Origin of the sequence: Thermithiobacillus tepidarius DSM 3134, from assembly GCF_000423825.1 — a bacterium.
In the GTDB taxonomy this organism is placed as follows: domain Bacteria; phylum Pseudomonadota; class Gammaproteobacteria; order Acidithiobacillales; family Thermithiobacillaceae; genus Thermithiobacillus; species Thermithiobacillus tepidarius.
Window position 1 is genome coordinate 23,911 of record NZ_AUIS01000006.1, and the last position, 18,203, is coordinate 42,113.

Annotated in this window: 21 protein-coding genes; 20 read left to right on the plus strand and 1 reads right to left on the minus strand. The window is 69.2% G+C overall.

What is annotated here, in order from left to right:
• Positions 1-76: 76 nt before the first annotated feature.
• Positions 77-265: a DUF6900 domain-containing protein gene (locus G579_RS0103790; protein ID WP_017364484.1), complete on the minus strand. Its 189-nt coding sequence runs from the start codon at positions 263-265 to the stop codon at positions 77-79.
• 105 nt (positions 266-370) lie between these two features.
• Between G579_RS0103790 and G579_RS0103795 the strand changes: the two genes are divergently transcribed.
• Genes G579_RS0103795 through G579_RS0103885 form a run of 20 tightly spaced genes read left to right on the plus strand, consistent with a single transcriptional unit; the run spans position 371 to position 18,145 of the window.
• Complete coding sequence (locus G579_RS0103795) at positions 371-901, plus strand: hypothetical protein (RefSeq protein ID WP_026045830.1); 531 nt, start codon at positions 371-373, stop codon at positions 899-901.
• Positions 901-2,865: a phage terminase large subunit family protein gene (locus G579_RS0103800; protein WP_028989117.1), complete on the plus strand. Its 1,965-nt coding sequence runs from the start codon at positions 901-903 to the stop codon at positions 2,863-2,865. Before G579_RS0103795 ends, G579_RS0103800 begins: the two co-directional genes overlap by 1 nt.
• Positions 2,853-3,317 (plus strand): hypothetical protein, encoded by a 465-nt coding sequence (locus G579_RS0103805; protein WP_028989118.1) that lies wholly within the window; start codon positions 2,853-2,855, stop codon positions 3,315-3,317. Before G579_RS0103800 ends, G579_RS0103805 begins: the two co-directional genes overlap by 13 nt.
• 2 nt (positions 3,318-3,319) lie before the next feature.
• Positions 3,320-3,526 carry a phage head-tail joining protein gene (locus G579_RS0103810; protein ID WP_017364480.1) on the plus strand — a complete coding sequence of 69 codons (207 nt, stop codon included), beginning with the start codon at positions 3,320-3,322 and terminating at the stop codon, positions 3,524-3,526.
• A complete protein-coding gene (locus tag G579_RS0103815) occupies positions 3,526-5,016 on the plus strand; it encodes a phage portal protein (protein ID WP_028989119.1) in 1,491 nt (496 codons plus the stop codon). The genes G579_RS0103810 and G579_RS0103815 overlap by 1 nt, the downstream gene beginning before the upstream one ends.
• A 1-nt stretch (position 5,017) precedes the next feature.
• A complete protein-coding gene (locus tag G579_RS0103820) occupies positions 5,018-6,259 on the plus strand; it encodes a S49 family peptidase (RefSeq protein ID WP_028989120.1) in 1,242 nt (413 codons plus the stop codon).
• A gap of 3 nt (positions 6,260-6,262) precedes the next feature.
• Positions 6,263-6,637 carry a head decoration protein gene (locus G579_RS0103825; RefSeq protein ID WP_028989121.1) on the plus strand — a complete coding sequence of 125 codons (375 nt, stop codon included), beginning with the start codon at positions 6,263-6,265 and terminating at the stop codon, positions 6,635-6,637.
• A gap of 2 nt (positions 6,638-6,639) precedes the next feature.
• Positions 6,640-7,644, plus strand: coding sequence for a major capsid protein (locus G579_RS0103830; protein ID WP_028989122.1), 1,005 nt, complete (start codon positions 6,640-6,642; stop codon positions 7,642-7,644).
• Complete coding sequence (locus G579_RS15680) at positions 7,644-7,925, plus strand: head-tail joining protein (protein WP_038018067.1); 282 nt, start codon at positions 7,644-7,646, stop codon at positions 7,923-7,925. The genes G579_RS0103830 and G579_RS15680 overlap by 1 nt, the downstream gene beginning before the upstream one ends.
• Complete coding sequence (locus G579_RS0103840; protein WP_028989123.1) at positions 7,922-8,350, plus strand: hypothetical protein; 429 nt, start codon at positions 7,922-7,924, stop codon at positions 8,348-8,350. Before G579_RS15680 ends, G579_RS0103840 begins: the two co-directional genes overlap by 4 nt.
• 5 nt (positions 8,351-8,355) lie before the next feature.
• Complete coding sequence (locus G579_RS19255; RefSeq protein ID WP_168175389.1) at positions 8,356-8,523, plus strand: DUF7210 family protein; 168 nt, start codon at positions 8,356-8,358, stop codon at positions 8,521-8,523.
• A gap of 2 nt (positions 8,524-8,525) precedes the next feature.
• On the plus strand, positions 8,526-9,278 hold the full coding sequence (locus tag G579_RS0103850; RefSeq protein ID WP_017364472.1) for a phage tail tube protein: 753 nt from the start codon (positions 8,526-8,528) through the stop codon (positions 9,276-9,278).
• An 11-nt stretch (positions 9,279-9,289) separates the two neighbouring features.
• A complete protein-coding gene (locus tag G579_RS0103855; RefSeq protein WP_038018070.1) occupies positions 9,290-9,679 on the plus strand; it encodes a DUF6631 family protein in 390 nt (129 codons plus the stop codon).
• Positions 9,680-9,720: 41 nt separating this feature from the next.
• Positions 9,721-9,891: a hypothetical protein gene (locus G579_RS18535; protein WP_201769617.1), complete on the plus strand. Its 171-nt coding sequence runs from the start codon at positions 9,721-9,723 to the stop codon at positions 9,889-9,891.
• The gene (locus G579_RS0103860; protein ID WP_028989125.1) at positions 9,869-10,516 is read left to right on the plus strand and encodes a DUF6441 family protein; all 648 of its coding nucleotides are present in this window, start codon (positions 9,869-9,871) and stop codon (positions 10,514-10,516) included. The genes G579_RS18535 and G579_RS0103860 overlap by 23 nt, the downstream gene beginning before the upstream one ends.
• Positions 10,517-10,518: 2 nt before the next feature.
• Positions 10,519-13,710, plus strand: a complete 3,192-nt coding sequence (locus G579_RS0103865) for a tape measure protein (RefSeq protein ID WP_038018134.1) — start codon at positions 10,519-10,521, stop codon at positions 13,708-13,710.
• Positions 13,711-14,643: a hypothetical protein gene (locus G579_RS15685; protein ID WP_051180803.1), complete on the plus strand. Its 933-nt coding sequence runs from the start codon at positions 13,711-13,713 to the stop codon at positions 14,641-14,643. It abuts the gene before it with no gap.
• Positions 14,644-14,649: 6 nt separating this feature from the next.
• Positions 14,650-15,639: a hypothetical protein gene (locus G579_RS0103875; protein ID WP_028989127.1), complete on the plus strand. Its 990-nt coding sequence runs from the start codon at positions 14,650-14,652 to the stop codon at positions 15,637-15,639.
• Between the two features lie 7 nt (positions 15,640-15,646).
• Positions 15,647-17,338, plus strand: coding sequence for a hypothetical protein (locus G579_RS15690; RefSeq protein WP_051180804.1), 1,692 nt, complete (start codon positions 15,647-15,649; stop codon positions 17,336-17,338).
• Positions 17,339-17,347: 9 nt separating this feature from the next.
• Positions 17,348-18,145 (plus strand): DUF2163 domain-containing protein, encoded by a 798-nt coding sequence (locus G579_RS0103885; RefSeq protein WP_028989128.1) that lies wholly within the window; start codon positions 17,348-17,350, stop codon positions 18,143-18,145.
• The last annotated feature ends 58 nt before the right edge of the window (positions 18,146-18,203 follow it).

Below are 18,203 nucleotides of genomic sequence, written 5' to 3' on the forward strand. Positions count from 1 at the left end.
GCTCCTTCGTGATGATTGATGGTGTGGTCATGAACGCGCTGTTCTCTGGAGAAGCCAAGCGCTTTCCGCTGCTTTCTCAGCCCTGTCGCGCGGCCTGCCGGCCTGCCTGGTAGGCGGCCATCAAGGCGCTCTTGACGGCCCAGACGCTGACCTCGTGGAAGTCCAGCCGGTCGCTGTTGCGCGTTTCCAGGGTGTCGATGAACAGGTGATCCAGCGCGATCTGCTGCAGCTGCCGGTCGATGTCCTTTTCGGCTTGCTCGGTCACGTGCTTCTCCTCGAGGTGTCGTTGATGGTGATGACATGAACGCGCTGTTCCCGAGAGAAGCCAAGCTGAATCCGAGCCGGGCCGCGCCAATGCTTGATGGAGACCATGGGACTGTCGATTCGCGCCTATGCCCGCCACCGTGGGGTATCGGACACCGCCGTACACAAGGCCATCCGCGCCGGGCGGATCACGCCCGAGGCGGACGGCACAATCGATCCGGACAAGGCCGACCGCGATTGGGCAAGGAACTCCGAGCCGCCCAAGGAGGGAACGGGCGCCAAAGCCGCGAAGGTGCGGGTGGCGGACGATCCGGCCCCGAACCTCGCCGCCGGGCTGCCCGCGGGCGGCACGTCGCTGCTGCAGGCGCGCACGGTCAACGAGGTGGTCAAGGCGCAGACCAACAAAGTGCGCCTCGCCCGCCTCAAGGGCGATCTGGTCGATCGCAACCAGGCCATCGCCCACGTGTTCAAGCTCGCGCGCACCGAGCGCGACGCCTGGCTCAACTGGCCCGCGCGCATCTCGGCGCAGATGGCGGCCCGGCTCGGCATGGACGCACACGCGCTGCACGTCGCGTTGGAGGCGGCGGTGCGCGAGCACCTCGCCGAGCTTGGTGAATTGAAGGTCCGCGTCGATTAATGAACGACTTCGTCTACGAGGGCTTCGACGCCATCGAGCGCGCCTGGCGCGAAGGACTGACGCCCGATCCGCTGCTCTCCGTCTCCGAGTGGGCCGACCGGCACCGGATGCTTTCCAGCAAGGCCTCGGCCGAGCCGGGCCGCTGGCGCACCAGCCGCACGCCTTACCTCAAGGCGATCATGGACTGCCTGTCGCCGACCTCGCCGGTCGAGCGCGTGGTGTTCATGAAAGGCGCACAGGTGGGCGCCACGGAAACCGGCTCGAACTGGATCGGCTACGTCATCCACCACGCGCCCGGTCCGATGATGGCGGTGTGGCCCACCGTGGAGATGGCCAAGCGCAACTCCAAGCAGCGCATCGACCCGCTGATCGAAGAGTCGCCGGTGCTCTCCGAGCTGATCGCCCCGGCACGCTCGCGCGACTCGGGCAACACCATCCTCGCCAAGGAGTTCCGCGGCGGCGTGCTGGTGATGACCGGCGCGAATAGCGCCGTGGGCCTACGCTCGATGCCGGTGCGGTATCTCTTCCTCGACGAAGTGGACGGCTACCCGCTCGACGTCGAGGGCGAAGGGGATGCGATCTCGCTCGCCGAGGCGCGCACGCGCACCTTCGCGCGGCGCAAGATCTTCATCGTCTCGACACCGACCAGCGCCGGGGCGAGCGCCGTCGAGCGCGAGTACGAGGCATCCGACCAGCGCCGCTACTTCGTGCCGTGCCCGCACTGCTCCCACCGCCACTGGCTGCGCTTCGAGCAGCTGCGTTGGGAGAGGGGCCGGCCGGAGACGGCGGCCTATGTGTGCGAGTCTTGCGACCAGCCGATCGCCGAGCATCACAAGACCTGGATGCTGGAGCACGGCGAGTGGCGCGCGATGGCGCCGGAGAACGGCATCAAGACGGCGGGCTTCCATCTTTCGTCGCTCTACAGCCCGGTAGGCTGGCGCTCCTGGCGCGACATCGCGAGCGCGTGGGAGAGCGCGGTCAGCAAGGAGTCCGGCTCGGCTGCCGCGATCAAGACCTTCAAGAACACCGAGCTCGGCGAGACCTGGGTCGAGGAAGGCGAAGCGCCCGACTGGCAGCGCCTGATCGAGCGGCGGGAGGACTATCCGCTTGGCACCGTCCCCATGGGCGGCCTGTTGCTGGTGGGCGGCGCCGACGTGCAGAAGGATCGCATCGAGTCCTCGATCTGGGCCTTCGGGCGCGGCAAGGCGTCCTGGCTCGTCGAGCACCGCGTGCTGATGGGCGACACCGCGCGGGATGCGGTATGGAAGCAGCTGTCCGAGCTGATCGACGAGACCTGGACGCACGAATCCGGCAACCAGGTTCCGCTGGCGCGCTTCGCGCTCGACACCGGCTTCGCCACCCAGGAGGCCTACGCCTTCGTGCGTGCCGTGCGTGACACGCGCCTGATGGCGATCAAGGGCGTCCCGCGCGGCGCGGCCCTGATCGGCACGCCCACCGCCGTCGATGTGTCGCAGGGCGGCAAGAAGCTGCGCCGGGGCATCAAGGTGTACTCGGTCGCGGTGGGGCTCGCCAAGCTCGAGTTCTACAACAACCTGCGCAAGAGTGCGGATGTGGCCGACGACGGCACAACGCCGATCTACCCGGCGGGCTTCGTCCATCTGCCCAAGGTCGACGCCGAGTACGTCCAGCAGCTCTGCGCCGAGCAGCTGATCACCCGCCGTGACCGCAACGGCTTTCCGGTGCGCGAGTGGCAGAAGCTGCGCGAGCGCAACGAGGCGCTGGACTGCTACGTGTACGCCCGCGCCGCCGCGGCAGCGAGCGGTCTCGACCGCTTCGAGGAGCGCCACTGGCGCGAGCTGGAAAGACAACTGGGCATCGCCGCACCGCCCGAGCAGGACGAACACACCGTAATCACAGAAGACGCCCCCGACTCCGGGGGCGTCGTCGTTTCGGGCCGACGCGTCCGGCGCCGGTCCGTCGTCAAGAGTCGTTGGATGAGCTGAAGATGATGTCGGAAGGCACCTACCGCAACCCGACCACCGGTCGAGACGAAATCCGCTGCATCCGTTGCGATGCGTCGGGACACCTGATGGGCGTACCGGCCCTCGCTTCCGCCTTCGCGGTGGGAGCCCTGTCCGCCAATGGCTCCGTCACCACCGACGCGGTCGATCTGGGTGAGGAGCACGGCTACACATTGCTGCTGGCTCGTAAGAGCGGCGTCGCCTCGAAGCAGGAAGCGATGGAGATCCAGAGCTCGATCGACGGCGTGCGTTGGCTGCCGGCGGCGGGCATCTATCCGGACGAGAACGTGGCCTGGCACAAGCCGCCGAACGGCAGCGACTCCTTCACCGTCCAGGGCCGTCCCATCGGACGCTTCGTCCGCATCGTGTTTCAGAACGGCAATACGGCCCAGACCGAGCTGGTGCTCGAGCTGGCCGGTTTGGCGGGTGTCTGACCATGGCCTACACAGCGGCCGATCGCGAGGCGCTGGAGCGGGCATTGGCGCGCGGCGAGCGGCGCGTCACCTTCGGCGACAAGACGGTGGAGTACCGCTCGGTGGACGAGTTGCGCGCGGCGCTGCGCGAGGTCGATGCGGCGCTCGCCCGCGAGGCGGGCCGACCCAAGCTGCGCCAGATCCGGGTCACCACGGGCAAGGGGCTTTGATGGGCTTCTGGAGCCGCATCAAGCTCGCCTTCGGCACGACCCCCACCTACGACGGGGTGGGCTCCGGGCGCCGCGCGCTCGCCTGGATGCCGGGCAACCCCGGCGCGGTGGCCGCGCTGCTCACGACGCAGACGGAGCTGCGCGCCAAGAGCCGCGACCTGGTGCGCCGCAACGCCTGGGCGGCCGCCGGCATCGAGGCCTTCGTGGCCAACGCCATCGGCACCGGTATCAAGCCGCAGTCGATGGTCGAAGAGCCGGGCCTGCGCGAGACGATCCAGGCTCTCTGGCGCGACTGGACCGAGGAGGCCGATGCCCAGGGGCTCACCGACTTCTACGGTCTGCAGGCCCTGGCCTGCCGCGCCATGCTCGAAGGCGGCGAGGCACTGGTGCGGCTGCGCTACCGGCGACCGGAGGACGGGCTGGCGGTGGCGCTCCAGGTCCAGGTACTGGAGCCCGAGCACCTGCCGGTGACGCTCAATCGCCTTGCCGACAACGGCAACGTGATCCGCGCCGGCATCGAGTTCGACCGGCTCGGGCGGCGTGTGGCCTACCACCTGTACCGCTCGCACCCGGAGGACGGACTGCTCGCGCCCATGTCCGGCGGCGGCGGCATGGAGACGGTGCGCGTGCCCGCCGCCGAGATCGTGCATCTGTTCCGGCCCTTGCGTCCCGGGCAGATCCGCGGCGAGCCCTGGCTCGCGCGGGCCTTGGTGAAGCTCAACGAGCTCGATCAGTACGACGACGCGGAACTGGTACGCAAGAAGACCGCCGCCATGTTCGCCGGCTTCGTCACCCGCGACCAGCCGGAGGATGCCCTGATGGGCGAAGGGCCGGCCGATGCCTCGGGCGTGGCCCTGGCGGGGCTGGAACCGGGCACCCTGCAGATCCTCGAACCGGGCGAGGACGTGAAGTTCTCCCAGCCGGCCGACGTGGGCGGCTCCTACGCCGAGTTCATGCGCCAGCAGTTTCGCGCCGTGGCCGCCGCGATGGGTGTCACCTACGAGCAGCTCACGGGCGATCTCACCCAGGTGAACTACTCCTCCATCCGCGCGGGGCTGCTGGAGTTTCGCCGCCGCTGCGAGGCGATCCAGCACGGCGTCATCGTCCACCAGCTTTGCCGCCCGGTGTGGCGCGCGTGGATGGCGCAGGCGGTGCTGGAGGGACGGCTCGAGCTCCCCGGTTTCGTCCGGGACGCCGCGCGGCGCCGCGCCTGGCTCGCCTGCAAGTGGATTCCCCAGGGCTGGCAGTGGGTCGATCCGCAGAAGGAGTTCAACGCCATGCTCACTGCGATCCGGGCGGGACTGCTGTCGCGCTCGGAGGCGGTCTCCTCCTTCGGCTACGACGCCGAAGACGTGGATCGGGAGATCGCCGCCGACAACGCCCGCGCCGATGCGCTCGGCCTCGTCTTCGATTCCGACCCGCGCCACGACCGCAACCCACCCGCGGCGGCGTCCGACCCGGCGCCGCCGCAAGACATCCAGGACCTCTGACATGCAGCTCGTACACCTGGCGTCCCGTCTCTACGGGACGCCGCTTCTCATCGCGCGTTCGAAGCTTGACGTGATCCTCTCCGTGCTCGGTCCCCGCATCGGTCTGCCCGACCTGGAAGCCGCCGTACCGGCGGTGATGCCCGTAAGCCCGGAGGTAGCGGCACCGCCCGGCATCGCCGTGATCCCGATCCACGGCACGCTGGTGCGCCGCACCCTGGGCCTCGAGGCCGCCTCCGGCCTTCTGAGCTACGGCGAGATCGGCGCCCGTCTGGATGCTGTGCTGGCCGACCCTGCCGTGTCCGGCATCCTGCTCGACGTGGACTCCCCAGGCGGCGAGGCGGGCGGTGTGTTCGAGCTCGCCGAGCGCATCCGCGCGGCCGACGCCGTGAAACCGGTCTGGGCGATCGCCGCCGACTCCGCCTTCTCGGCCGCCTACGCCATCGCCTGCGCCGCCTCGCATCTCGCCGTCACGCGCACCGGCGGTGTGGGCTCGGTCGGGGTCATCGCCATGCACGTCGACCAGTCGGTCCGCGACGCCCAGCAGGGCTACCGCTACACGGCGATCACCGCCGGCCGGCACAAGAACGACTTCTCGCCCCACGAGCCGCTCGACCGGGAGGCTTTGGTGCGCCTCCAGGCGGAGGTGGATCGCCTCTACGGCCTGTTCGTCGGGCATGTGGCCGCGATGCGCGGGCTGGACCCCGACGCCGTGCGCGCCACCGAGGCCGGGCTCTTCTTCGGCGAGCAGGCGATAGGCAGCGGGCTCGCCGACGCCGTGGCGAGCCGCGACCAGCTGCTCGCCGTCTTCGCGAGCTTCTTGAACACGCAGGGCCGTTCGCGGAACCCGGCCCCCCGCACCCGTCCCGGTTCCGCCTACGCCAAACAGGAGAACGACCCGATGCGATCCCCCGATCCGACCCCCGACGTCCCCGAGACGACCCTCATCGCCGCTGCTGCCTCCGCGGCGCCCGCGCCCGAGACGCCCACCACCACAGTGGCGGACCGGCGCGAGGCCGTGGCCATCGCCGAGCTGTGCCAGCTCGGCGGCTGCCCGGAGCGCACCGCCGAGTTCCTGGCCGCAGGACTCTCGGAAACCGATGTCCGCCGCGCGCTGCTCGCCGCCCGCACCCAAAGCCCCGAGATCGGTTCGGCGATCCATCCGGATGCGCACGCCGCGCACCGCGCTTCCCCCGAACACAACCCGCTGATCAAGGCGGTCAAGCACCTCACCGGAAAGGAGTGAACCATGCCGACCCTAGTTGAACCGATGAATCTGGGCGACCTGTTGAAGTACGAGGCGCCCAACCTGTACTCGCGCGACCCGGCCACGGTCGCCGCCGGCCAGAACCTCCTCCTGGGCAGCGTCGTCGGCCGCGAGACCGCCACAAACAAGCTGAAGGCGCTCGACCCGGCCGCCACCGACGGCACCGAGCTGCCCGCCGGCGTGCTGATCGTCGACGCCGACGCCACCGCCGCCGACCTCGATGCGGTCATCGTCGCGCGCCACGCCATCGTCGCCCGCCACGCGCTCGTGTGGCCTGCCGGCATCACGCCCGCGCAGCAATCCGCAGCCATCGCCGCCCTCGAAGCGCGCGGCATCCTCGTTCGTGAAGGAGCCTGACCATGCAGAATCCCTTTTCCAATCCCGCCTTCTCGATGGCGAGCCTCACCGCCGCCATCAACCTGATCCCCAACCGCTACGGGCGGTTGGAGACCCTAGACCTGTTCCCCATCAAGCCGGTGCGTACCCGCCAGGTCGTGGTGGAGGAGATGCACGGCGTGCTGAACCTGCTGCCGACCCTGCCGCCCGGCTCGCCCGGCACCGTGGGCAAGCGCGGCAAGCGGGCGATGCGCGCCTTCGTCGTGCCCCACATCCCGCACGACGACGTGGTGCTGCCCGAGGAGGTCCAGGGCATCCGCAGCTTCGGGCAGGAAACCGAGACCGAGAGCGTGGCCGGCGTGCTCGCCCGCCACCTGGAGACCATGCGCAACAAGCACGCCATCACCCTGGAGCACCTGCGCATGGGGGCGCTGAAGGGCGAGATCCTCGATGCCGATGCCACGCCGCTGGTCAATCTCTACACCGAGTTCGGCATCACCCCCAAGACCGTGAACTTCGTCCTCGGCAACGCCAACACCAACGTCAAGGGCAAGTGCGCCGAGGTCCTGCGCCACATCGAGGACAACCTCTCGGGCGAGTTCTCGACCGGGGTGCACTGCCTGTGCTCGCCCGAGTTCTTCGACGCGCTGACCGGCCATGCCAAGGTCGAGGAGGCATACAAGAACTGGCAGCAGGGCGCGGTGCTGATCAACGACATGCGCCGCGGCTTCACCTTCGGCGGCATCACCTTCGAGGAGTACCGTGGCCAGGCGAGCGACGCCTCCGGCACCACCCGGCGCTTCATCGCGGCGGGCGAGGCCCACTGCTTCCCGCTCGGCACCGTCGACACCTTCGCCACCTACGTCGCCCCCGCCGACTTCAACGAGACGGTCAACACCCTGGGCCTGCCGCTCTACGCCAAGCAGGAGCCGCGCAAGTTCGACCGCGGCACCGACCTGCACACCCAGAGCAACCCGCTGCCCATGTGCCACCGGCCCGGCGTGCTGGTGAAGCTGACGGCAGCGTGATGGCGCAGGTGACGGATCTCTACGAGGCTGCCGGCCGCGCCGGGCTGCTCACCGACGTCGTGGTGGGCTCGCTCACGGTGCAGTGCGTCTTCAGCGCTCCGGACGAGCTGGCGCTCGACGGGCTCGCCCTGAACCGCGACTACCACCTCGAGTACCCGAGCGCCTGGCTCACCCTCGCCGCCGGCGACACGGTGGAGATCGCGGGAAGCCCGTATCGGGTGCGCGAGGTCCGCCAGCTGCGCGACGGCTCCGAGATGCAGGCCAAGCTGACCCGGCTATGACGCCCTCCGTCCGCGAGCGCCTGGTCCGGGCGGTCGTGGCGCGCATCGGTCCCGCGATCGCACCGACGCCGCTGCATCGCCAGCCGACCGTGCCGCTCCCGCGCGAGGCGAGCCCCGCGCTCCTGCTGTTCATCGAAGGCGATCAGGTCCTCGCGCAGGCGAACGACCGGTGTGAGCGCGCCCTGACGCTGAGGCTCGTCGCGCTCGCGCGCGAAGACGACGCCTTCGACGTGGCCGACGCGCTCATCGTCGCGGCGCACGGCGCGCTCATGGCCGAGCCGAGCCTCGGCAGGCTGGCCTTGGGCGTGCGCGAGATCGACTGCGAGTGGGACGCGGAGGACGCCGACAGCCAAGCCCTGGCCGTGCCCGCGCGCTACGAGATCCGCTACCGCACCCTGGCCTCCGACCTCACCCAAAATGGATAGTCACCATGCACATCGAACTCATCGAACCGCACACCCACGCCGGCCGACTCCACGCCCCCGGCGAGATCCTCGATCTCGACGAGGCAGCCGCCCAATGGCTGATCGAGCGCGGAGCCGCGCGGCCGGCCGACCCTCAACCCCAGACCCCGATCAAGACCCGTAAAGGAGACTGACCATGCCTTACTTTTCCGGACAGGGGCGCGTCTACATCGGCGCCCGCGACGCACTCGGCAACCCGCAGGGCCTGGCCTACGTGGGCAACGTGCCCGAGCTCAAGGTCTCCCTCTCGGTGGAGACCCTGGAGCACCAGGAGTCGGTGAGCGGCCAGCGCCTCACCGATCTGCAGCTCATCAAGACCAAGAAGGGCGAGTTCGCCTGCACCCTGGAGGAGCTCATCGCGACCAACCTGGCGCTCGCCCTCTACGGCGCCACCACCGCCCAGACCCCGGGCACGGTCACCGCCGAGGCGCTGCCGAACCCGGTCACCCCCGGCAGCCTCTACCTGCTCGCCAAGCAGGACGTCTCGTCGGTGGTGGTGAAGGACTCCAGCGCCACCCCCAAGACCCTGCCGGCCGCGCAGTACTCGGTGAATGCCAAGCACGGCTCGCTGGTGATCCTCGACGCCACCACCGGCGGACCCTACGTCGAGCCCTTCAAGGTCGACTACGCCTACGGCACGGCCTCGGTCACCGCGATGTTCACCCAGCCGCTGCCCGAGCGCTGGGTGCGCTTCGAGGGGCTCAACACCGCCGACGGCAACCGCGAGGTGGTGATCGACCTCTACCGCGTGGCCATCAACCCGGCCAAGGAGCTCTCGGTCATCACCGACGAGTTGCTGAAGTTCGAGCTCTCGGGCCAGGTGCTCGCGGACACGCTCAAGCCCGCCGCCGGCGACCTCGGCCAGTTCGGCCGCATCGTGCTGCTGTGAGGGGGATGACGATGAGTACTTCCGATCTGGATGTTCTCGTGCCGCAGCCTCAAGTCGTGGAACTGGCCGGCCAACGCCTCGCGATCAGCCCGCTGGTGCTCGGCGAGCTGCCGGCGATGCTCAAGGCCGTGCAGCCCTTCGCGCAACGACTGGCGGGCGAGCCGGACTGGCTCGCCTTGCTCTCGGACCACGGCGATGCCTTGCTCACCGGGTTGGCGATCGCCAGTCGCCAACCGCGCGAGTGGGTGGACGCGCTGGCTCTCGACGATGCCATCACCCTGGCGGCGACCGTGTTCGAGGTGAACGCGGATTTTTTCGTGCGCCGGATCGCGCCGAAAGTCGGCGATCTGGCGCAGCGTCTGAACGGCCGTCTGGCTGGGCTGACGCCATCGCCCGCCTGATTCGAGGCGGTCACCGCTACCCGGACATCCTCGGCTACACGTTGGGCCAGCTGAACGCCTTCCTCGCCGCCGATCGCCGCCTCGAACACGAACGGCTCGCCACCCGGCTTGCCGTCATGACCGCTGCCGCCCAGGGCAGTCGCGACGGCATCCGTGAGCTCCAGGCCGAACTCCATCGGGGCATGCGTGATGAAGATCGATCTGGTCGCTGAGGGCTTGCTGGATCGGCGGCGCTTCAGCGCCTGGCAAGGTGACACCCGCAAGACGATCCACACCGCCGTGGCCCGCGCGATGCGCGACACCGGCAAGGAGATGGCCGAGCGGGCGCGGAGCGAAATGCGCGCCGGTTTCACGGTCGTGAAGCCGAAGTTCCTCCGCTCGATGCACGCCAAGGTGTTCGACCGCAAGGCCGAGGAATTCCCGGCCCTCTACATCGGCTCGAAGGTGCCCTGGCTGGGTATCCACGAACAGGGCGGAACGATCCGGGGGCGGATGCTTGTCCCGCTGCTGCCCCAGCACCGGCGCATCGGGCGCAAGGCGTTCGCTCGGGTGATCGATGCCTTGATGCGCTCCGGTAACGCCTTCTTCATCGAAAAGAACGGCCGGCAGATCCTGATGGCCGAGAACATCGCCGAGAACGCCCAGCCGCTCGCGCGCTTTCGCCGTGCCGAGCGGGAGCGCACCGGCGCCAGGCGCGTGCGGCGCGGCCAGGAGATCCCCATCGCCGTGCTCGTGCGACGCGTGAGCTTGAGAAAACGGTTCGACCTCGCCCGCTCGGTGCGAGGCGATCTTCCCCGCCTGACGGCGGCCATCCGTAAAGCAATGTCGAAGGTGTGAACGTGGCCGGTAACCGTGCCCAGATCCTCATCACCGCCGTCGATGAGACGCGACGGGCCTTCCAGTCCGTCCAGGGAAATCTCGCCCGCCTGCGCGGCGAAGCCGCCCAGGTCGGCCAGGTGCTCTCCCGCATCGGCGGCGCGATCGGCCTTGGGCTGGGGGTGCGCGAACTGGTCGAGGTCGCCGACCAGTACAAGAACCTGCAGGCGCGCCTCAAGCTCGCGGTCACCTCGCAAGAGGAGTTCAACCGCGCCGACGCGGCCCTCTTCGAGATCGCCCAGAAAAACCGCGCGCCCCTGGCAGAGACCGTCACCCTCTATGCGCGGCTCGCACCCTCGGTGCAGGCGTTGGGGCGTTCGCAGGCGGACGTGCTGGCGGCCACCGATGCCATCGGGCAGGCCGTGTCGCTCTCCGGCGCATCCAGCGACGCGGCGGCCGGTGCCCTGCTGCAGCTGGGGCAGGCCTTCGCGTCGGGCCAGCTGCGCGGTGAGGAGTTTAATTCCGTCATCGAGCAGACGCCGCGCCTGGCGCAGGCCATCGCCGACGGCATGGGCGTGCCGCTCGGCTCACTGCGGGCCCTGGCGCAGGAAGGCAAGATCACCTCGAAGGCCGTGCTCGACGCCTTGCTCAAGGAGCGGACGCGCCTCGCCGAGGAGTACGCGAGCCTCCCCGATACGGTGTCGGGCGCGCTCACCCGCCTCAAGAACGCCTTCCAGCGAGCCTTCGGCGAACGCGACGCGAGCTCGGGTCTGACGGCGGGCCTGGCGCAGGCCATCCAGCTCGTCGCCCGGCATCTCGAGCTGCTGATCGACTTGGCCGGTGTCGTGCTGGTCGCCGCCTTCGGGCGGATGGCGGGCGCCTTCGCGACCAGTGTTGCTGCCGCCCGGGCGGAAGCGGCCGCGCGCCTGGCCAATCTGCGCACGCTGGAAGCCGAGGCGCTCGCTCGGGTGCGGCTCGCCGATGCCGCCTTGGCTCAGGCACGTGCACAAGGGCTTGCCACCAGCGCGCTGGTCGCGGATGCGGCCAAGGCCCGGTTGCAAGCCACCGCTGCTTCCGGTGCCGTAGCTCAGGCAGTAGCGTCCACGTCCCTGCTCGGTCGCGCCGCGGGTCTGTTGCGCGGGGTGCTCGCGCTCCTGGGCGGGCCCATCGGCGTCATCGTGACCGCCGCGGGGCTGCTCGCGGGCACACTCTATTCGGCGCGCGACGCCGTGGTCGAGTTCGGCGGCAGGACCGCCTCGATCAAGCAAATCGTCGCCGCCGCCTGGGACCTGGTCGTCGAGAAGGTCGGCGAAGTCGTCAGCGCCTTGGGGCGGCTGGTCGGTATCAACGACCTGTCCTGGGCCCGCGTGCGCGCGGCGATGGTCGGCGCGCTGAGCGCCATCGGCACGGCCGTCCGCGCAATGGTCAACGTCGTCATCGGCGCGTTCAACGCCATCGGCAGCATCGTGGGCATCACGGCCGCCTTCCTGGTCGAGCGCTTTCGTAGCGCCTTCTCCGACATCGGGGAACTGGCGAAGGCCTTGGGCCAGGACGTGGCAGCGGCCTTCAGCGGCGACTTTTCGATGCAGGCGCTGCGCGCAGCACTCAGCCGCCAGCTCGGCGAGGTGCGGGATTTCGGGAAGGAGCTGGCCGGAGCCGTGCGCGACGCCGTCACGCGCGACTACGTCGGGGAGGCCGCGCAAGCCATCGCCCGGCGCATCCGCCCCGAGCAAACCCAGCCGGGCGTCTTCGGCCGTCCGCAGCCGCCAGCCAAGCCGACCCCCGACAAAGGAGGCGAAGCAGCGAAGCTCGCCCTCGTGCAGGCCCAGGCCAAGGCCGAATTCAAGCTCCTCAAGGACGCGTTGGACCGTCAGGCGCGGGCGCTGGACGCATCTCTCGAAGACCGGCTGATCTCGCTCAAGGACTACTACGCGGCCAAGACCCGGATCGAACAGCAGGAGATCGATGCGGAGATCCGGCGCGTGCAGGTCTCGCTCGCGGAGCAGCAGCGCCTGCAGAAGACCGGCAAGGACGAACGGGCACGCCTCAAGGCGAAAGCCGAGGTCGCCAAGCTCGAAGCGGAGCTCACCGTCCTCAACAATAAGCGCGCGGACGTCGAGGTCGCCAATGCCCGCAAGGCCGCCCAGGCCGAGCGCGAGCTGCGCGAGGAGCTTGCCAAGGTGCGCGACGAACTGCTCGACCTCACCGGGGCGGCGACCAGCCAGGATCGACGCGCGGCGATCGAGCGGCAGTACCAGACCCTGATCGAGCGACTGCGTGCCGAGGGCGACACCGAAGGCGTGGCCACGGTCGGGCGCCTCATCGACGTCAAATCGGCGGCCGCCAATCTCACCGACTACGAGCGCCAGTTCAACGACGCGCTCGCCCGGATACGTGCATCCGAGGAGTCGATCAACCTGCAGCGCCAGTCGGGGCTGCTCACCGAGTCCCAGGCGAGAAGCCAGATCCTCACGCTGCATCGGCAGACTGGCGAATCGCTCGATGCGCTCCTGCCGCAGTTGGAGGCCGCCGCCGCGGCCATTGGCCCGGAGGCCGTCGCCCGGGTACAGACCTGGAAGAACGAGATCGCACAGGTGAAGCTCGTGGTGGACGACGTGGCGGTCGCCATCGACGGGGCGGTGCAGGACGGCTTCGCGCAGATGTTCGAGGCCATCGGCAGCGGCGCCAAGTCCGCCAAGGACGCCTTCGCCGACTTCGCCCGGGAGGTAGCAGCCGCCATCAACCGCATCGCCTCCCAGAAGCTCGCCGAGGCGCTGTTCGGCAGCCTGTTCGGGGGCGGCGGCGCTGGCGGGTTCAGCCTCGGATCGCTGGTCTCGTCGTTGTTCCAGGGCTTCGCCGGCGGCGGCTACGTCACCGGTCCGGGCACCTCCACCAGCGACTCGATCCCGGCACGGCTCTCCGCCGGCGAGTACGTGCTCAACGCCGCCGCCGTAAAGCGCGTGGGCGTGACGTTCCTGGAGGCGATCAACGGCATCGAAGGCGGACCGCGCATCCAGGGGCCCCGGCTCGCCTTCGCTGCCGGCGGGCTGGTGCCCGAGACGCCGCCCCCGCAACCGCAGGGCCAGGGCGTGCGCATCGTCAACGTGATCGACCCTGCGATGGCCGCCGACTACCTCAACTCGTCCGCGGGCGAGAAGACCATCCTCAACATCCTGCAACGCAATGCGGGAGCCGTCAGACAGGTGCTTGCGTAAATGGCGTTCGAAATCGGCACGGCCAGCGATTACCGCGATCTGCTGGACCGCTTCCATACCTTCCTCACCGCTCACCCGAATCTGGTCGCCGCAGGCCAGCAGTGGCAGGCGCTGCACTGGACGACGGACGCCGCCACGAAAGAGCTCATCCTCAAGGCGCCCGGGCTGGCCGGTGCTGAGGAGATCTACTGCGGCATCCGGGCCTACGAGAACGCCACGGCCGGCTACTACATGTGGGACCTGAACGGCTTCGTCGGCTTCAACCCGGCCAACGACTTCTATACACAACCGGGTGCGATCAGCGGCTGGCTGCCGATGATGTCGCTCTGGAACACGGCGATCCCGTACTGGTTCGTGGCCAACGGCCGGCGTGCCGTGGTGGTGGCGAAGATCTCGACCGTCTACCAGGCGGCGCACCTGGGCTTCGTCCTGCCCTACGCGACGCCGGGTCAGTACCCGTACCCACTGCTCGTCGGCGGGTCGATGACCGGCCAGCGGGGCCGCAACTACAGCGTGACATCGCCCAACCACCGCCATTTCGTCGACCCGGGCGAGGACGGACAGAACAACGCCAACACCGCCTGCATGCTGCGCGGCCCCTCGGGCGCCTGGCTGCCGTTCCAGAACCTCGCCTACTCGTCGTCCGAGTATCGCTATGACGGGCCGCGCCCGGTCTGGCCGACGAACTACACCTACCTCGGCAACCTGCGCGAGGCGCCGGACGGCACCTACGTGCTCTCGCCCGTGGTGCTCACGCAATACAACTCCGGCACCGATCACGATCTCTTCGGCGAGCTGGAGGGCATCTATCACGTCTCCGGATTCAACAACGCCGCCGAGAACCTGATCACGGTGGGCGGCGTGGACCACCTCGTGGTGCAGAACGTGTATCGCACCAGCGTGCGCGACTACTGGGCGCTGCGCCTGGAGTAAACAACCATGGCCTACCAGACCGGCACCTCCGCCAACCCCGATCAGCTGCTCGATGCCCTGCGCGTGATCGCGGTGGCCAACGGCTGGACCCAGCTGCGCTGGGTCCCCGACGGCACCGGGCAGACCCTGTCGCTCGCCAAGGGCGGGCTCTACGTCCATCTGCGCTCCGCGGTGAACGAGCGCCTCTCTACACGCTACAACACCATCACCGGCATCTGGCTGATCGGCTCGACGGGATTCGATGCCGGCAAGCCCTGGTGGGATCAACCCGGATCGATCGTCAGCGCCAGCTACGTGAGCAACACCACGAGCTACCGCGCCGAGGCCTGCGGCCTGTTCGAGGTGGGCACTGCCAACACCTACCACCTACTCTCGGCCGCCACGCCCGAACTGATCATGCTCGTCGCCGAGGTCTCGCCCGGCGTCTATCACCATCTCGCCTTCGGGGAGCTCACGAAGTTCGGCAGCTACGGCGGCGGGGCGTTCGTATCAGGAACGTTCGGCTCGGACGCCTACACCTACACGTACAGCGGCTTCAACGACTACGTTTTCGGCTACCCCTACGATCGGCACGGTGGTCTGCCGTTCAACGATTACAAAGGCTACGGCCAGACTTTCGTGCGCGGCACGGTGGATGCGGCCGACACCTGGTTCTCGGTCTGCCAGAACTCGCCGTTGACCGGCAAGCGTGCTAAGGCGATGTGGGAAGAGGGACTGGGCACCCCACGCAACAGTCTCGGGCGCTACTGGTGGGGGCATACGCCCAACACGCTGAACGGCGTGACGCCCATGATCCCGTTCTACGTGTTCGCGGAGCGACCAAGCGGTTTCTTCTCGCCCTTCGGCCACACCGCCCACCTGCGCTACCTCAACATCACCCACTACGCGCCGGCGGAGGCCTTCGCGTTGGGCGCAGAGCAGTGGATGGCCTTCCCGGCCCACTCCAAGAACGGCAAGAGCGGCGTGCACGGCTATGCCGTGAGACTCATCCCCTAAGCGGATCATGCCGACCTTTCCCGGTTCCATCCTGCCCGGTGCCGCCCGCCAGGAGCCGCCGACCTGGTCGCGCTCGCCGGAGGTCTCCGAGCGCGTGCCGGTCGCCTTTCCTTTCGACCCGAGTGCGAGCTCGATCGCGCGTCCGGGCGCGCGGCTCGACACCCAGCCCGTCGACGAGCTGCGGCTCGGCGTCAACGGCGCTCTGCTGCCCGCCTTCGGGGCCGACTGGTACCACCGCATCCACGTCATCCCCTCGACCATCGATCTCGGCAACCTGGTGAGCCCGGTCGAGCGGGTGCTGGAGGTGTGGAACGCTCGGTTCGACGCGCAGACGCTCGATGCCATCGACGAGACCGGAACGGACGGGCTGCTGCTCTCGGGCCAGCCGGCGCCGCCGCTCGCCTTCGGGCCGCTGCAATCGCGCCTCTACACCTTCGCAGCGGGCACGCGCGGGGCGCCGGTGATCGACGCCGCCTACCGCTTCGTCTTTGCCGGCGGGCTCACCGCGCTGCTGGTGGTCACCGGCCGCCGCGTGGTGGTCTTTGGCATGCGTCCGGACTGGTCGCAAGGGATCACCGAGCGGCTGGAATGGCTCACCGAGGTGCTGGAGTCCTACGACGGCACCGAGCAGCGGGTGCGCCTGCGGCAGCTGCCGCGACGCGGTTTCGAGTATGGATTCCTGATCGAGGGCCGGGACGCCCAGGTGCTGGATCATCTGCTGTTCGCCTGGGGCGCACGCATCTACTGCCTGCCGGTGTGGACCGACGTCTCCACCCTTGCGGGCGAGGCCGCCATCGGCAGCACCGCGCTCACCGTGCAGGATGCCACCAACAGCGACTACCACGCGGGCGGCCTGGCGGTGCTGTGGCGCTCCAACACACGGCACGAGGCGGTGGAGATCCTCTCCATCGCCGGCAACACGCTGACCCTCAAGCTGCCCTTGGCCGGGAACTGGCCGGCCGGTACGCGGGTGTTTCCGGCGCGGCTCGCCCGCCTCGAGGGCGAGGTGGCCGTGGCGCGTCCCACCGACACCATCGTCGTCGGCCGCTGCCGTTTCAGTGTGGAGGACATCACGGCGCCCGCGGTCGCCGACGCGGGTCCGGCCTATCAGGGCTACCGGGTGTTCGACTGGCGACCCAACCGGAGCACCGACCTCGAGGACAGGTGGCGGAGGAAGCTCTCGATCATCGACTACGGAACGGGACTGCCGACCTTCGACGACGAGTCGGGCGCCCCGCTCATCGGCCGCACGCTGACCTGGCTGCTCACCGACCGGAGCGCGGCGACCGCCTTCCGGGGCTGGCTCGCCGCGCGCGCGGGACGGGCGAATCCCTGCTGGTTGCCGACCTTCGAGTCCGACCTCGAAGTCAGCCGCACGGTGGCGGCCACGGATGCCGGCCTCGTCGTCCGCAACGTCGGCTATGCCCGCTTCGTCGCCGCCGATCCCTTGCGGCGCGACCTGCGGCTCCTCACCACGGCCGGCACCTTCCATCGCCGTATCACCGGGGCGAACGAGATCTCCGAAGACGAGGAGCTGCTGTCCCTGGACGCGCCGCTGGGCGTGACCCTCGAGCCCCTGCAGTTCCTGCAGGTCTCGTACCTGGAGCTGGCCCGGCTCGACCAGGATGCGGTCGAGCTGCATTGGGAGACGGACGCCACGGCGCGCGTGCAGCTCTCCACCCGGACGTTGAGATCATGAGCTAGGACCATGAGCTATCTGGGCATCGAACAGTCCGCCCACGGCGGACAACCGCAGGAACTCTACCGCTTCTCCCAGGGCGCGCAGCGCTGGCTCTATACCTCGGGGCAGACGGCGGTGGACTACCAATCCGAGACCTATCAGCCGGCGACGATTTCGCGCGGCGGCCTTGAGCAGAGCAACGAGCTCGCGCGCCTGGGGCTGGAGATCCGCATGCCGCGCGACCTGGCCGTGGCGAGTCTGTTTCTCGCCGCCCCGCCCGAGGGTGTGGTGAGCGTGACCCTCTACCGGCGCCATGTCGGCGACGCCGAGTTCATCACCTACTGGAAGGGGCGGATCACCGGCGCGCGGCTGTCCGGCGCCGAGGCCACCCTCAAGTGCGAGCCCATCGCCTCGAGCCTGAAGCGGCCGGGCTTGCGCGCCCGCTACCAGCTGCTGTGCCGCCACGTGCTGTACTCCAGCGGATGCGGCGCGCTGAAGGACAGCTTCCGGGTGGACGGCACCGTGGCGGCGGTGAGCGGCGTGACCGTCCAGGTCGCCGTCGCCGCCAGCCGGCCGGACGGCTACTTCGTGGGCGGCATGCTCGCCACCACCGCCGGCGCGCGCATGATCGTCGGTCACGCCGGGATCGACCTCACGCTGGTCGCGCCCATGGTCGGCCTCGCAGCGGGCGATGCGATACAGCTCTATGCCGGCTGCGACCACACCATGGCGCATTGCAAGGACAGGTTCGGCAACCTCGACAACTTCGGCGGCTTCCCCTTCATCCCGGTGAAGAACCCCTTCACCGGCGACGCCATCGTGTGAGGGGCGGCATGAGCAGTAAGCAGGGGCCCCGCGCAGCGGGGATGCGCACGGCCGCGAA